This is a genomic window from Blautia sp. KLE_1732_HM_1032, from assembly GCF_025147905.1.
GTDB lineage: Bacteria > Bacillota > Clostridia > Lachnospirales > Lachnospiraceae > Blautia_A > Blautia_A fusiformis.
Genome location: NZ_CP102266.1, coordinates 2,730,232 through 2,744,566, shown reverse-complemented (window position 1 = coordinate 2,744,566; position 14,335 = coordinate 2,730,232). Strand labels below are relative to the sequence as shown.

The following is a 14,335-nucleotide window of genomic DNA, read 5'->3' as shown; positions in this document are numbered from 1 at the left end:
CAAATATTGTACGGAAATTTATACATTTTTGTCGCCGATTCATAGAAAAAATCTATAAATGTCGAGACAGACAGAAACGACCCGATAAGTTAGAAGAATCGACATCCGGATTTGACAAAATATGCAAAGAGCCTGCCCTATAATAAATACACTTACCAAAGTTGAGAATCGATGGCAGACGAAACAGCAGTGGGGGAAGCTTATGTATCAGAGGATATACATAGATATCGTTTTTATGACGAATTTCCTTATGGATTACATGCTTTTAAGACTTGTGGGAAAATTTCTGCATCTTGACGGGAAACGCAGAAGATGTGTGATATCCGCTGCCTTTGGATCTTTTGTATCCTGCCTGCTTGTATGTGTACCTTTTAAGATCATTTTTCCTGCCGCTGTACTGATCCATGGCGGCTGCGCTTTTTTTATGGCGTCGTTTGCTTTTCGACTGAAAAAAGGCGGCCTTCTTGTAAAAACCATTCTGGCTCTGTATTTCACAGCTTTTGTGGTTGGCGGGATCTATCAGGCACTGGAAACGGAAAGAACCATGACGGTGAAAATATTTCTGCTTTTTCTGGCAGGGATTTATGGCACACTTTATACTCTGGGATGTGTGACCGAGACCTTCCGGTTTGGAAGAAGAAATATTTTTCCGGTCACTTTGAAATATCAGGGGAAGCTGCAGCAGACATACGGCTTTTATGATACCGGAAATCTCCTTATGGATCCTGTGAAAAAACAGCCGGTATCGATCATCAAACAGGAACTTTTGGGAAGCCTGATATCGAAAGAGCAGGTGAAAAAACTGATGGATATTAAAGATAAACCAGAGGAACTGGAAAATACAGGATTTGTCAGTCTGCAGCCGCATTTTCTGAGCTGTCATACCGCAGATGGAAAAAAAGGACTGCTGCTGGCAGTGATCCTTGATGAACTTCTGATCCAGACTCCCGAAAGGGTGGTACATGTAGGAAAACCGGTGCTTGCTATAACATCCGAGCCCTCAGCTTTGGGAGAAGAGTACGAGATACTTTTGAATTCCAGACTATTAAATTGAGAAGGGGGCTTATGTTATGAACAGAGCAGCTGCAAGATCCTATCCGTTTCAGGTGATCCGGAAATTTATGTTCAATCGTCCGGGAGAGGTTTTTTATATTGGTGGAAATGATATCCTTCCGGCGCCGTTGTCAGCGGAACGGGAGGCTGAAGTGATCGAAATGTTGGGAACAGAAAAGGAAAAAGAGGGAAAGTCGGTTCTGATCGAGCATAATCTACGGCTGGTGGTTTATATTGCAAAGAAATTTGATAATACAGGGGTAGGTGTGGAGGATCTGATCTCCATCGGAACCATAGGGCTCATAAAGGCTATCAATACCTTTGATCCGGTAAAAAATATCAAGCTTGCTACCTATGCATCACGATGTATCGAAAATGAGATCCTGATGTATCTGAGGAGAAACAGCAAAACAAAGATGGAGGTTTCCATTGATGAGCCGCTGAATGTGGACTGGGATGGAAATGAGCTGCTGCTTTCGGATATCCTGGGAACGGATGACGATGTGATTTCCAGACGTCTGGAAGATGAGGTGGAGATCGCACTTCTTGGAAAAGCCATCAGCAAACTGACAAAGCGGGAACAGATGATCATCCGTCTGCGATTCGGCATCGGAAACCGGGAAGGAAGCGAGAAAACACAGAAGGAGGTAGCGGATCTTTTAGGAATTTCGCAATCCTACATTTCCCGCCTGGAAAAGCGGATCATGAAGCGGCTGAGGAAAGAAATCGTAAAGTATGAATAGATGAAACCGGAAAAAACGGTTTACCGGACAGGTTTCCCTTATGGAGGAAGTAAAACCAAAAAATATTTTTGAGACACCACAGAGAGATGAGCGTCTTGGATGGACCGGTGATGCAGAAATCTTCTGCCGTACGGCATGCTTCCTTGAAAATACCTATTCCTTCTACCGAAAATGGCTCCGTGATGTGGAGGCAGACCAGACAGAGGAGGGCGGTGTTGCCCATGTTGTTCCGGATATCATTTCCGGAAACGAAGGGGATAATTGGCTCCTTGAGCAGGGAAGTCATTCGGCAGCAGCGAGAAGATTTAAAATTCCGGGAAATACAGTAGAATTTGTCAGAGACCTTCGATATAATAAATACAGAGTGTTTACAGAGCTACAGAATGAACAAAAGAAGAAGGGGTGTGGCAGAATGATCGACATTGCACATGCAAAACAGGAATTCGAAAAATATCTGGATGAATACGACCGGGAGGATGAACAGATCTGTCTGAAGATCGTACATACCTATGGAGTGATGAAATACGCAGGAGAGATCGCCAGAAAAATGGAATGTTCCGGTGAAGATGTGGAACTTGCGGAGCTGATCGGTCTGCTTCATGATATTGGTCGTTTTGAGCAGATCCGTAGATTTCACAGCTTTGAGCCGGGAACCATGGATCATGCTGTGTTCGGTGCAGAACTTCTCTTCGGGGAGGAGAAGCTGATCCGGCGCTTCGTGGAGGATGATAAATTTGATGAGCTGATCGATGCAGCAATTCGGAAGCACAGTGATTTCAAACTGGAAGGAATCCACGATGCAAGAACACTTTTCCATGCAAAACTGATCCGGGATGCCGACAAGCTGGATAACTGCAGAGTAAAGCTGGAGGCGTCTGTTGAAGCCATGCTGGGAGTCTCTGAGAAAGCTGCAGGAGAAGGGCTGATCTCACCGGCAGTGTGGGAGTCCTGTCTCAGAAGAGAATCCGTGTTATCCGTAGACAGACATGTGCCGGTGGATTACTGGGTATCTTATCTTGCACAGTATTATGATATCAATTTTCCTGAGACCTGTGAGATCATCGAAGAAGAGGATTATATCACCAGGATCGCAGGCCGGCTGACGTACCAGGAACAGGATACCAGAACTAAGCTCCATATTCTCACAGAAGATCTGAACAGGTATCTGGAGATGCCGGCTGTGTCTGTGAAGGAATAGGAGTATAGCAGTTACTGTTCACTGGCAATGTCCCGCGAGGTGTTTTTTGTGAGCGAAGGTCACAGAAAACCCGAGACATACCATGCGAATTTATGCGATTAACATAAATTCTGTGCATCGCGAAGCGTGTTACTGAGAACGGAGTGAACAGTAACTCATAGCAGAGAGACTTGTTATATTTTTTTGTTTGGGGTTGACTTTGAGGTGGTTTTCGCCTAAAATATATCAAAGATACGGCGATGATGAGAATAGTACACAGGGAATTATCTCAGAGAGGGATCTGCTTTGGTGGAAGGATCCTGTGCGTGAACTGTGGAACCGGCCTCGGAGCTCTGCGTGATTGAAGCGTGGCGTGTGTTTCCGGCGTTAACGGGTGTTGAGAGAACAGCTTTTCAGGCTGTTAACTGGGGTGGTACCGCCGAAGTCATTCGGTCCCTTGTGAGGGATTTGGATGGCTTATTTTTTTGTCCATAAAACGGGATTGTAAATGCAGTGTACGGTTTATGGGACAGAAGAGTGAGCTGGAAGGATTCCGGATTGCTGTGGCTGCTTGACAGCCGGCAATATGTAACAGATCACAAGAAAAAGGAGATTTATCATGGCAAAAGAAAAGAAATTAGTACAGGCCATCACATCTATGGATGAGGATTTTGCTCAGTGGTATACAGACGTTGTTAAGAAGGCTGAGCTCTGTGGCTATACAAGTGTTAAGGGCTGTATGGCGATCAAACCTGCAGGTTATGCGATCTGGGAGAATATCCAGCATGAGCTTGACCGCAGATTTAAAGAAACCGGTGTAGAGAACGTTTACATGCCGATCTTTATCCCGGAGTCTCTTCTTGATAAAGAGAAAGATCATGTAGAAGGTTTTGCTCCGGAGGTTGCATGGGTGACTCATGGCGGCCTTGATCCGCTGCAGGAGAGACTTTGCGTGCGTCCGACTTCTGAGACTCTGTTCTGCGATTTCTACCAGAAAGAGATCCAGTCCCACAGAGATCTTCCAAAGGTATATAATCAGTGGTGTTCCGTTGTCCGTTGGGAGAAGACAACACGTCCATTCCTTCGTTCCAGAGAGTTCCTGTGGCAGGAGGGACATACTGCTCATGCAACAGCTGAGGAAGCGGAGCAGCGTACCATCCAGATGCTGAACATCTATGCAGACTTCTGCGAGGAAGTTCTTGCGATTCCGGTCATCAAAGGCCAGAAGACAGACAAGGAGAAATTTGCAGGTGCTGAGGCTACTTATACCATCGAATCTCTGATGCACGACGGTAAGGCTCTCCAGTCCGGTACAAGCCATAACTTTGGAGATGGCTTTGCCAAAGCATTCGGAATCCAGTACACAGATAAAGATAACACACTGAAATATGTTCACCAGACATCCTGGGGAATGACAACCCGTATGATCGGTGCGATCATCATGGTTCACGGTGACAACAGCGGACTTGTTCTTCCTCCGAGGATCGCTCCGGTACAGACTGTGATCATTCCGATCCAGCAGCGTAAAGAGGGTGTTATGGAGAAGGCTGACGAGCTTCTTGCAGCACTGAAGGCAGCAGGCATCCGTGCAAAGGTTGACGCTACAGACAAGAGCCCGGGATTCAAGTTTGCTGAGCAGGAGATGCGTGGTATCCCGCTTCGTGTGGAATGTGGCCCGAAGGATATCGAAAACGGCCAGGCAGTTCTCTGCAGAAGAGATACCCGTGAGAAATACACAGTATCCTTCGAGGAGCTTGCAGATAAGGTAAAAGAGCTTCTGGATACCATTCAGCATGATATGCTGGAGCGCGCACGTGCACACAGAGAGGCACATACTTACGTAGCAAAGAATTATGAGGAGTTCGGTGAGATCATCAACAGCAAACCGGGATTCATCAAAGCTATGTGGTGCGGTGATCGTGCATGTGAGGACAAGATCAAGGAAGATTTCCAGGCAACATCCAGATGTATGCCATTTGAGCAGGAGCAGTTAAGCGACGTTTGCGTATGTTGCGGAAAACCGGCTAAGAAGATGGTTTACTGGGGACGCGCATACTAAAATATAATTTATATTGCAGAAACAGCGGCGGGGCAAAATATGCTCCGCTGTTTTTATCCAATGCGTCGTAAAACCCCTTGCTTCGGCTATGGGGATATAAGACGCGTCCATCGAATTTATGCAAGTAATTGAAGATGGACAAAATAGTAATTGTATTAACTAATGAACCATAGTATAATATAAATATGAACATAACATATAAATTAAATAACAATGTCGTCTATTCCTGTAAATACCATGTAGTATGGTGTCCAAAGTATAGACGAAAAGTATTAATTAATGGTGTGGACGTCCGGCTGAAGGAGCTGCTCACAGAGTATGCTGCAAATCTTTCTGTAGATATTTTGGAAATGGAGATCATGCCAGACCATGTTCATATGCTTTTGGAAGTAGATCCTCAGTTTGGCATCCACAAAGCTGTAAAGTCATTTAAAGGCTATACGTCCAGAAGTTTAAGACAGGAATTTTCCTATCTTAAAACGAAAATGCCGACTCTTTGGACAAACAGCTATTTTGTATCGACGGTGGGCGGTGCTCCGCAGGAAACAGTAAAACAGTATATTGAAAACCAGAAAACATCGCAGAGACAAAAGGATAAGATGGGATAATGCAAAAAGGAATTAAATTTAGGATCTACCCGAACAGAGAACAGAAAAACTTCATCCATCAGACCCTGGGATGCTGCCGGTTCATCTACAACCGGGGACTTGCCATGCGGAAGGAAGGCTATGAAAATGGGGAAAAGATCGGCTATTCCCAGACTTCCGCCATGCTGACTGAACTGAAAAAGCAAGAGGAGTTTGCCTTTCTGAAAGCAGCAGATTCCATTGCATTACAGCAGTCTTTGCGGGATCTCGACCGGGGATTTGTGAATTTCTTTGAGAAACGGGCTTCCTATCCAACCTTCAAAAGTAAACATAACCGGTTCCAGTCATACAGAACGGTAAATCAAAAAGATAATATTCGTATTGTGGGAAGATATATCAAACTTCCGAAACTTGGATTTGTTAAAATACGGCAGTCGATGGAAGTGGAAAAGATTAATCACGTGATCATTGAGCACACACCGGCTGGAAAATATTTTGCGGTTTTAAATGTTGATTTTGAACCGGAACCACGCTCAAATGCTGGCGGAACGATAGGGATTGATGTCGGGATCAAAGCGTTCTACTCCGACAGTAATGGAAATACGGTATCAAATCCCAGATATCTGGAACGCTCAATGCGAAAACTCATAAGAGAACAGCGCAGGCTTTCCCGAAAACAAAAAGATTCCCATAACCGCGAGAAGCAGAGGATCAGGGTGGCAAGAGTGTATGAGAAAGTAACCAATCAGCGGAATGATTTCCTGCAGAAACAGTCAACGATGCTGGTGCGTGAAAACCAAACCATCTGTATTGAAGATCTGAATGTTAAGGGGATGATCCGGAATCATAAACTGTCAAAATCGATAGCGAGTGTTTCCTGGGCAAAATTTTTTGAAATGCTGGAATATAAAGCTGGCTGGTATGGAAATGAAATTCACAGAGTACCAACGATGTATCCGAGCAGTCAGACCTGCAGCTGTTGTGGCTACAGAAATCCACGGATAAAAAATCTAGGCATTCGTATCTGGGAGTGTCCCAAATGCCATGCGGTTCATGACCGGGATACGAATGCAAGTATCAATATTCTGAAAAAAGGACTGCAGATGCAGTCTGCATAAATATAAAAACTGTACCGTAGGGCATACGGGAACAGTATAAATATAGCTTGTGGACACTGTGTAAGACATTGCAGTACCGTAAGGTGTTTGCCAATGCAGTAGTGGGAGAAGCAAGAATCCCCCTGCTTTAGCTGTGGGGAGTGTCAAAATAGCGTTAAGGAAAACATATCAGAATATTATTCAGCTGCTGACATGGAGTTGATACAGCGAAATATAAACGTGTTTTGAATGGACAGCAGCGATCATCAAGAGGAGTTATTATGACGATCAACATACCACAAAAAGCAGAACAGATCCTGCGTACTCTCAATGAAGCCGGCTATGAGGCTTATGTAGTCGGCGGCTGTGTCCGGGATTCCATCCTGGACCGGGTGCCTGGGGACTGGGATATCACTACCTCCGCACTTCCAGAGCAGGTGAAGGAGCTTTTTCACAGAACTGTAGATACGGGGATCCAGCATGGAACAGTAACTGTAATGATGGGCAAAGAGGGCTTTGAGGTGACAACCTACCGTGTGGACGGAGAATATCATGATGGCCGTCACCCGGATGCCGTGACCTTTACTAGGAGTCTTGAGGAAGATCTGAAACGAAGAGATTTTACCATTAACGCCATGGCTTATCATCCGGAGCATGGACTGGTGGATCTGTTTGGCGGAATGGAGGATATCAATAGGAAGATCATCCGTTGTGTCGGGGATCCGGTGGAACGTTTTACAGAGGATGCTCTTCGGATGCTCCGTGCAGTGCGTTTTTCCGCACAGCTTGGTTTTACTGTGGAGGAAAATACGAAAGCGGCACTGGCGCGGATGTCGGGGAATCTGGAGCATGTCAGTGCAGAGCGTATCCAGACAGAGCTTGTAAAGCTTCTGGTATCCGATCATCCGGATTATCTCCGAACCGCCTGGGAGACAGGTCTTACCCGGGAATTTCTTCCGGAATTTGACGCCTGTATGGAAACCGAGCAGAATACCCCTCATCATTGCTATAAAGTGGGAGAACACATTCTGAAAAGTCTTACAGAAATCGAGAATGACCGGCTTCTCCGTATCACCATGCTTCTTCATGACATTGCCAAGCCGGTTGTAAAAAAGACAGATGAGAATGGCAGAGACCACTTCAAGACTCATGGTCCTGCAGGCGAGAAGCTGGCGGGGAAGATCCTGCGCCGTCTGAAATTTGATAATGTAACGATCCGAAATACCTGTCGTCTGATCCGGTATCATGATCTTCGTCCCACTCCGGACGCCGAGGATGTGCGGAGAGCTGTGAATCTTATCGGAGAAGAGCTTTTTCCGCTGTATCTGAAAGTGCAGAAGGCAGATCTTTTATCCCAGAGTACTTACAGGAGAGAGGAGAAGCTGGCACGGTTAAGCGGTGTGACGGAAGCTTATCAGGGAATCCTTGAAAGAGGTGAATGTACATCTCTGAAAACCCTGGCAGTTTCCGGAAAGGATCTTATAAAGGCAGGACATCCGGCCGGACCGGCACTGGGAGCACTGCTCGAAAGACTTCTTGACTGTGTGCTGAAAGATCCAACCCTTAATACAAAAGAAAAACTTCTTGAAACAGCAGAAAAAGACAGCATAAAAACCGAATAGAATAACAAAAATCCCCCCTGCATAAAATAGAACGTAAAATAAGGCAGGGGGGAACTTTTTTGTATGATTATGGGTTGAGCGTGCTGGAGCAGTATGGGCTTACGGCTTCATTCTCCGGCAGGGTGCGGGGGGCACTTCTGTGCCGGACAGAAAAAGGTCCGGTGATACTCCGGGAATTTCATGGCTCGGAAAAAAAGCTTTCCATGCAGCAGCAGCTTCTTGAAAAAATGAAAGAACAGAACTGTCTTGTGGACGCCTATCTCAGAAACAGGGAAGGCGTACTGGTAAGCAGGGACAAAGATTCTGTTCCATATACTGCACAGATCTGGTTTGAGGGACGGGAATGTGACACGAGATCCGAAAACGATATTTTAAAAAGCATCCGGACTCTGGCACAGATCCACAAGATCATGCAGCTTCCTGTGGAAATGGATTATGCGGGAAGAAATCTGCAGGAAGAATATATCCGGCATAATCAGGAAATGAAAAAAATACGCCGTTTTATCCGAAAAAAAGGAGCGGTCAATTCTTTTGAGAAAGATTATCTGAAAAGCGTGGAATGGTTTCTGCAAAAAGGAGAAGAAGCGGCAGCTATGCTGGAAACCACGGATTATAAAAATCTGCGGCAGCAGTCTCTTCAAAGCGGCAGTATCTGTCATGGCGAATATAATCAGCATAATGTGCTGATACTTGGGAAAAACACAGCGGTGACGAATTTCAGTCACTGGAGCTTTGATGTGCAGATGGCAGATCTGTACCGCTTTATGCGGAAAATCCTGGAGAAATACAGCTGGGATCTGCACCTCGCGCAGAAGATGCTTTCTGCATATGATTCCGTACGGCCGCTCTCGGAGTCTGAGTGGCAGAACCTGAGAGTCCGGTTCTGTTATCCGGAAAAATACTGGAAACTGGCAAATCATTATTATACACATAACAAGGCTGTGATCTCCGGAAAAAATGTGGAAAAGCTGAGAACCCTGATCCATCAGAAAAAACAGTGGGAGGAATTTTCAAAACAGTGCTTCAGGCAGTAATGATTCTGAATGTGACAAAAACAAAACTTCCCTTTTTCTGAAAATTGTTATATAATATTAAGTATCTTATATAAAGAAACAGGGAGGTATTTTGGAACATGGATTATAAAGAAATCTATAATCAGTGGCTTGAAAACCCATACTTCGATGAGGCGACAAAAGAAGAACTGAAAGCGATCAAAGACGACGAGAATGAGATCAAAGAGCGTTTTTATATGGATCTAGAGTTTGGTACGGCAGGCCTGCGTGGTATCATCGGCGCAGGTACCAACCGTATGAATATTTATGTGGTAAGAAGAGCAACCCAGGGGCTTGCAAACTATATTGCCAAGGTTGACAAGAAATCCCAGGGAGTTGCTATCGCATATGATTCCCGTCATATGTCACCGGAGTTTGCCCAGGAAGCAGCACTTTGCCTGGCAGCAAACGGGATCAAGGCTTATATCTTTGAGACACTTCGTCCGACACCGGAGCTTTCCTTTGCAGTACGTCATCTGGGCTGTGTGGCAGGTATCAACGTAACAGCCAGCCACAATCCTCCGGAATACAACGGATACAAGGTTTACTGGGAGGACGGCGCGCAGATCACACCACCTCATGATTCCGGTATCATGGGCGAGGTAAAGGCGATCTCCGACTGGAATACCGTAAAGACCATGGACAAGGAAGACGCAGTAAAGGCAGGACTTTTCGAAGTGATCGGACAGGCTGTCGATGATGCTTACATGGCAGAGCTTAAGAAACAGATCATCCATATGGATGCGATCCAGGCAGAGGGCAGGAACCTGAAGATCGTTTACACACCTCTTCACGGAACCGGCAATATCCCGGCCAGAAGGATCCTTAAAGAGCTTGGATTTGAGAATGTATATGTAGTACCGGAGCAGGAGCTTCCGAACGGGGATTTCCCGACAGTCAGCTATCCGAACCCGGAGGCAGCAGAGGCATTTGAGCTTGGCCTAAAGCTTGCGAAGGAAGTGGATGCAGACATCGTACTTGCCACAGACCCGGATGCAGACCGTCTTGGCGTCCGCGTAAAGGATAAAAACGGAGAGTATCATGATCTTACCGGTAACATGTCCGGATGCCTTCTTGCAAACTATGAGCTGAGCCAGAGAAAGGCTGTAAACGGAAGCCTTCCGGAGGACGGAGCTCTTGTAAAGACTATCGTTACAACAAACCTGGCAGATGCCATTGCCAAGGGATACAACGTGAATCTTATCGAAGTACTTACCGGATTCAAATACATCGGACAGCAGATCCTCGGATTTGAGAACAGTGGCAAGGGTACATATCTTTTCGGATTTGAGGAGAGCTACGGCTGCCTGATCGGAACCTATGCAAGAGACAAGGATGCCATTGTTGCTACCATGGCACTTTGCGAAGCTGCTGCTTACTATAAGACACAGGGCAAGACTCTCTGGGATGCAATGATCGATATGTATGAGGAGTTCGGTTACTATAAGGATGCCATTCAGGCAGTTACCATGAAGGGTATCGAGGGACTTCAGAAGATCCAGGAGATCATGACAACACTTCGTCAGAATCCGCCTGCTGAGTTTGCCGGACATAAGGTGACTGCTGTACGTGACTACAAGCTGGATGAGATCACAGATCTTGCAACAGGTGAGAAGAAGCCGACAGGACTTCCGAATTCCAATGTTCTCTACTATGAGCTTACCGATGATGCATGGGTTTGCGTAAGACCGTCCGGAACAGAGCCTAAGGTTAAATTCTATTATGGCGTTAAGGGAACATCTCTTGCAGATGCAGACGAGAAATCCGATGCAATGGGCAAGGCTGTTCTCGAAATGGTTGATTCCATGAAATGATAAAATGGTCACATTCCGCCTGTAATATGCGAAAAACCTTGACATTATAAGCCAAAAGCGGTATATATATAAAGCAAAGTCAAAAATAAGAGAACATCAATTATAGGAGGAAACACCATGAATAAAACAGAGTTAGTGGCAGCAATGGCGAAAGACACCAATCTTTCCAAGAAAGATGTAGAAGCTGTTCTGAAATCTTTTATCGATGTTGTAACAGATGAACTGAAAAAAGGCGAGAAGATTCAGCTGGTTGGATTTGGAACTTTCGAAGTAAGCACAAGAGCTGCAAGAGAGGGAAGAAATCCTCAGACTGGTGAGACCATGACGATCGAGGCTTCCAAGTCTCCGAAGTTCAAAGCAGGAAAAGCTTTAAAGGACGTTGTCAACGGTAAATAATCTGTTGGTTCAGAGTGATAACGGCAGGGGAAACCGGTTTTTGGTTTCCCCTGCTTTTTTAGGAGGAAAAATTATGCGTCTTGATAAATATCTGAAAGTATCCAGACTGATCAAACGCCGTACGGTGGCAAATGAAGCCTGCGATGCAGGAAGAGTTCTGGTCAATGACAAGCCGGCCAAGGCTTCTGTACAGGTAAAGACCGGTGACACTGTGGAGATCCAGTTTGGAAGCCGTAATGTAAAGGTTGAAGTCCTGGAAGTTAAGGAAACGGTAAAAAAGGATGAGGTGGAAAGCATGTTCCGCTATATCTGATGCAGGGACAGCTGCCGTTTGGGCTTGATGGTCTATTCCGGATGGATTTTTCATAAAATAAAAGAGAAATCATCCCCAGGGAGGTATGGATTGGACGAGAAGAAACCGGCAGCATTTCACAGTCTGATGCTGGAGCGGCAGAAAGGCGGCACCATAACGGGAATCCGGGAGGTGATCTCTTTCGATGAAAAAGAAATACTGCTGCATACAGAGGAAGGAAAGTTATCCATAAAAGGCGAAGGACTTCATGTAAAACATCTTGATCTGAAAAGCGGGCAGCTTAGCTTGGAGGGAAAAATCGACAGTCTTACCTATCTTGGCAGGAAAAAGGACAAAAAAGAAGGATCCCTTTTAAAAAGACTGTTCCATTAAAGCTAAAATGACAGCAAACCGGTTGATATTTTTTTGAAGAAGTTGTAAAATTTGGATGTATAAGCTCGTAAAAGGTAAAGAGATCAGATTGTGTAAAAAAGGAGCAGCAGATTGAAAAATCCAAAAAATGGAAAAGAAAAAAAAAGGATCGGATATAATTATCTTGGCATGGCGGGGATCATGGTGATCGCACTGGTGTTGCTGGGAAGCCTTATGCTGCAGAGTAAGACTCTGGAACGGCGCAGGGATTATTATGATTCCAAAGCTACAGCACTGGAGAAGTCCATTGAAAGTGAGAAGGAACGTACCAAGGAGATCGAAGCAGAGAAAGAACATATGAAGACCGACGAATATGTGGAAGAGGCGGCTCGTGAGAAGCTGGGACTTGTGAAAGACAACGAGATCGTGTTTCAGGAAGAAAAATAGCTGAAAATCAAAGGTTTCGACGAAATTTTTTTTGACATTTTCGTGCGGCTTTGACAGATATTTCAGGGATCTTCCTTTATAATGTTCAGTCAGTGAAGGTTATAAGGGGAGGGGAAAATATGCAGGAATGGATCATTGCCATGCTCGTAGTCAGCATACTGCTGATACTCCGGGACATGGCAAAAACTGTCTTTTCGGGAAAAACGAAGGAAAAAGAAGAAATGCTGCCGCTTTGTGAAAGCCATCCCCAGAAGGAAAAAGTGGAACGGTATGCAGCATCCTTCCGGAAGCTTGCGGATACATTCTACGGAATGCCTTACCGTAAGGAATTTTTGAGCGGAGGACAGCTGAACCGTATCATATCGGACACCAGTGCGGCTGTATGTTCCAGATGTTATCAGAGAGAGATCTGCTGGGGAGAGCGTGCCGGGGAAACCATGCGGGGCAGTGAGAATATGATCCGTACCATGGAGGAAGGCAATGAAGAGAGTATCCAGAGAGCACGCAGTGAATGGATGGGAGCATGTGGCCGTTCCGCCCAGTATTTTCAGGTCCTGAATGAGGGATTTCGTGAAGAAAGGCAGAATCTCGTGTGGGATAACCGGATGATCGAAAGCCGGCTTGCAGTTGCACAGCAGCTGACGGAAATCTCGAGGATCATGGATCATATGGCAGAAGAGCTGTATGATATCATGCCGGCAGATCCGCAGTTTCAGGAAGATCTGAAAAAGGCTCTTCGTAAAAAGCATGTACTTGTAAAGAATGTCTGGGTCATGGATAAGATCGAAGGAAGACGGCAGATATTTCTGAATCTGAGAGCCAGGAGCGGACAGTGTGTTTCCATGACAGAGATCGCACAGATCCTGTCCAGGATCTGCGGAAGCTCCATGACGCCGGACGCCGGCAGCCGCAGTATTGTAAATGGAGATTTTCGTATGGTCCATTTTGTGGAGGATGTCAGTTATCAGATGCTTTACGGAGTAGCGCGGCTTACAAGAGAAGCGGAAAAGGTTTCCGGAGACAATTATATCTGTCGTCAGGAAGAGGATGGCAGGTTTTTTCTCTGTCTGTCTGATGGGATGGGTTCCGGAATAGAAGCGTTTAAAGAAAGCGAGATCGTGGTAGAACTTCTGGAACAATTTCTGGAATCCGGCTTTTCTCAGGAAACAGCTGCCAGAATGGTGAATTCCGCACTGCTATTGAAAGGACGGGAAGGGATGTTTTCTACTGTCGATATCTGTGCGGTGGATCTTTATACCGGGATCTGTGATTTTCTGAAAGCAGGGGCGTCTTCCACATTTATTAAAAGAGATCACTGGGTGGAATCCATTGCTTCGGAAAATCTTGCAGCAGGCTTGGTCCAGCAGCTGGATTTTGATACTGCCTCAAGGAAGCTTTATCATGGAGATTATCTGATCATGATGACAGATGGAGTTCTGGATGCACTTCCTACAGAACGGGAAGAGGAAACCATGAAGGAGATCATTATGGATGTCCGGGAAAAAGAGCCCAGGGAGATGGGACGGGGAATACTGGAAAGGGTCCTGGGATACAGTGATTATCATGCCAGGGATGATATGACAGTAGTTGTGGCAGGATTGTGGAAAAAATAGAGTATTTTTGG

At 45.6% G+C, this 14,335-nt stretch carries 14 protein-coding genes and 1 other annotated feature; all 14 genes read left to right on the top strand.

Annotated elements, in window-relative coordinates; genetic code table 11:
* Positions 1-202: 202 nt before the first annotated feature.
* The 14 genes from NQ489_RS13105 (at position 203) to NQ489_RS13035 (ending at position 14,324) form a co-directional block, all read left to right on the top strand.
* Positions 203-1,054, top strand: coding sequence for a sigma-E processing peptidase SpoIIGA (locus NQ489_RS13105; protein WP_044961994.1), 852 nt, complete (start codon positions 203-205; stop codon positions 1,052-1,054).
* A 67-nt stretch (positions 1,055-1,121) separates the two neighbouring features.
* Complete coding sequence (gene sigE, locus NQ489_RS13100; RefSeq protein ID WP_235812409.1) at positions 1,122-1,796, top strand: RNA polymerase sporulation sigma factor SigE; 675 nt, start codon at positions 1,122-1,124, stop codon at positions 1,794-1,796.
* Between the two features lie 40 nt (positions 1,797-1,836).
* The gene (locus NQ489_RS13090; RefSeq protein ID WP_021652365.1) at positions 1,837-2,994 is read left to right on the top strand and encodes an HD domain-containing protein; all 1,158 of its coding nucleotides are present in this window, start codon (positions 1,837-1,839) and stop codon (positions 2,992-2,994) included.
* A gap of 230 nt (positions 2,995-3,224) precedes the next feature.
* Positions 3,225-3,434 (top strand) — a binding site (T-box leader).
* 158 nt (positions 3,435-3,592) lie between these two features.
* A complete protein-coding gene (gene proS / locus NQ489_RS13085; protein ID WP_015527114.1) occupies positions 3,593-5,032 on the top strand; it encodes a proline--tRNA ligase in 1,440 nt (479 codons plus the stop codon).
* A gap of 185 nt (positions 5,033-5,217) precedes the next feature.
* Positions 5,218-5,640 carry an IS200/IS605 family transposase gene (gene tnpA, locus NQ489_RS13080; protein WP_227945539.1) on the top strand — a complete coding sequence of 141 codons (423 nt, stop codon included), beginning with the start codon at positions 5,218-5,220 and terminating at the stop codon, positions 5,638-5,640.
* Positions 5,640-6,737, top strand: a complete 1,098-nt coding sequence (gene tnpB, locus NQ489_RS13075; RefSeq protein WP_147602701.1) for an IS200/IS605 family element RNA-guided endonuclease TnpB — start codon at positions 5,640-5,642, stop codon at positions 6,735-6,737. The genes tnpA and tnpB overlap by 1 nt, the downstream gene beginning before the upstream one ends.
* A 260-nt stretch (positions 6,738-6,997) precedes the next feature.
* On the top strand, positions 6,998-8,338 hold the full coding sequence (locus NQ489_RS13070) for a CCA tRNA nucleotidyltransferase (protein ID WP_021650640.1): 1,341 nt from the start codon (positions 6,998-7,000) through the stop codon (positions 8,336-8,338).
* A 59-nt stretch (positions 8,339-8,397) separates the two neighbouring features.
* On the top strand, positions 8,398-9,372 hold the full coding sequence (locus tag NQ489_RS13065; protein ID WP_022427359.1) for a hypothetical protein: 975 nt from the start codon (positions 8,398-8,400) through the stop codon (positions 9,370-9,372).
* Between the two features lie 98 nt (positions 9,373-9,470).
* Positions 9,471-11,204: a phospho-sugar mutase gene (locus NQ489_RS13060; protein ID WP_015527116.1), complete on the top strand. Its 1,734-nt coding sequence runs from the start codon at positions 9,471-9,473 to the stop codon at positions 11,202-11,204.
* A gap of 117 nt (positions 11,205-11,321) precedes the next feature.
* Positions 11,322-11,600 (top strand): HU family DNA-binding protein, encoded by a 279-nt coding sequence (locus NQ489_RS13055; RefSeq protein ID WP_015527117.1) that lies wholly within the window; start codon positions 11,322-11,324, stop codon positions 11,598-11,600.
* 73 nt (positions 11,601-11,673) lie between these two features.
* Positions 11,674-11,913: an RNA-binding S4 domain-containing protein gene (locus tag NQ489_RS13050; protein ID WP_015527118.1), complete on the top strand. Its 240-nt coding sequence runs from the start codon at positions 11,674-11,676 to the stop codon at positions 11,911-11,913.
* 90 nt (positions 11,914-12,003) lie between these two features.
* Positions 12,004-12,285 carry a sporulation protein YabP gene (gene yabP / locus NQ489_RS13045; RefSeq protein ID WP_044960948.1) on the top strand — a complete coding sequence of 94 codons (282 nt, stop codon included), beginning with the start codon at positions 12,004-12,006 and terminating at the stop codon, positions 12,283-12,285.
* A 111-nt stretch (positions 12,286-12,396) separates the two neighbouring features.
* Complete coding sequence (locus NQ489_RS13040) at positions 12,397-12,711, top strand: FtsB family cell division protein (protein WP_021650636.1); 315 nt, start codon at positions 12,397-12,399, stop codon at positions 12,709-12,711.
* Between the two features lie 119 nt (positions 12,712-12,830).
* Positions 12,831-14,324, top strand: coding sequence for a SpoIIE family protein phosphatase (locus tag NQ489_RS13035; protein WP_044960946.1), 1,494 nt, complete (start codon positions 12,831-12,833; stop codon positions 14,322-14,324).
* Positions 14,325-14,335 lie beyond the last annotated feature (11 nt).

Excerpts from the sequence above, each read along its gene's own strand:
- NQ489_RS13105 (WP_044961994.1), top strand. The coding sequence starts at position 203 with ATGTATCAGAGGATATACATAGATATCGTTTTTATGACGAATTTCCTT.
- sigE (WP_235812409.1), top strand. The coding sequence starts at position 1,122 with ATGTTCAATCGTCCGGGAGAGGTTTTTTATATTGGTGGAAATGATATC.
- NQ489_RS13090 (WP_021652365.1), top strand. The coding sequence starts at position 1,837 with ATGGAGGAAGTAAAACCAAAAAATATTTTTGAGACACCACAGAGAGAT.
- proS (WP_015527114.1), top strand. The coding sequence starts at position 3,593 with ATGGCAAAAGAAAAGAAATTAGTACAGGCCATCACATCTATGGATGAG.
- tnpA (WP_227945539.1), top strand. The coding sequence starts at position 5,218 with ATGAACATAACATATAAATTAAATAACAATGTCGTCTATTCCTGTAAA.
- tnpB (WP_147602701.1), top strand. The coding sequence starts at position 5,640 with ATGCAAAAAGGAATTAAATTTAGGATCTACCCGAACAGAGAACAGAAA.
- NQ489_RS13070 (WP_021650640.1), top strand. The coding sequence starts at position 6,998 with ATGACGATCAACATACCACAAAAAGCAGAACAGATCCTGCGTACTCTC.
- NQ489_RS13060 (WP_015527116.1), top strand. The coding sequence starts at position 9,471 with ATGGATTATAAAGAAATCTATAATCAGTGGCTTGAAAACCCATACTTC.
- NQ489_RS13055 (WP_015527117.1), top strand. The coding sequence starts at position 11,322 with ATGAATAAAACAGAGTTAGTGGCAGCAATGGCGAAAGACACCAATCTT.
- NQ489_RS13050 (WP_015527118.1), top strand. The coding sequence starts at position 11,674 with ATGCGTCTTGATAAATATCTGAAAGTATCCAGACTGATCAAACGCCGT.
- NQ489_RS13035 (WP_044960946.1), top strand. The coding sequence starts at position 12,831 with ATGCAGGAATGGATCATTGCCATGCTCGTAGTCAGCATACTGCTGATA.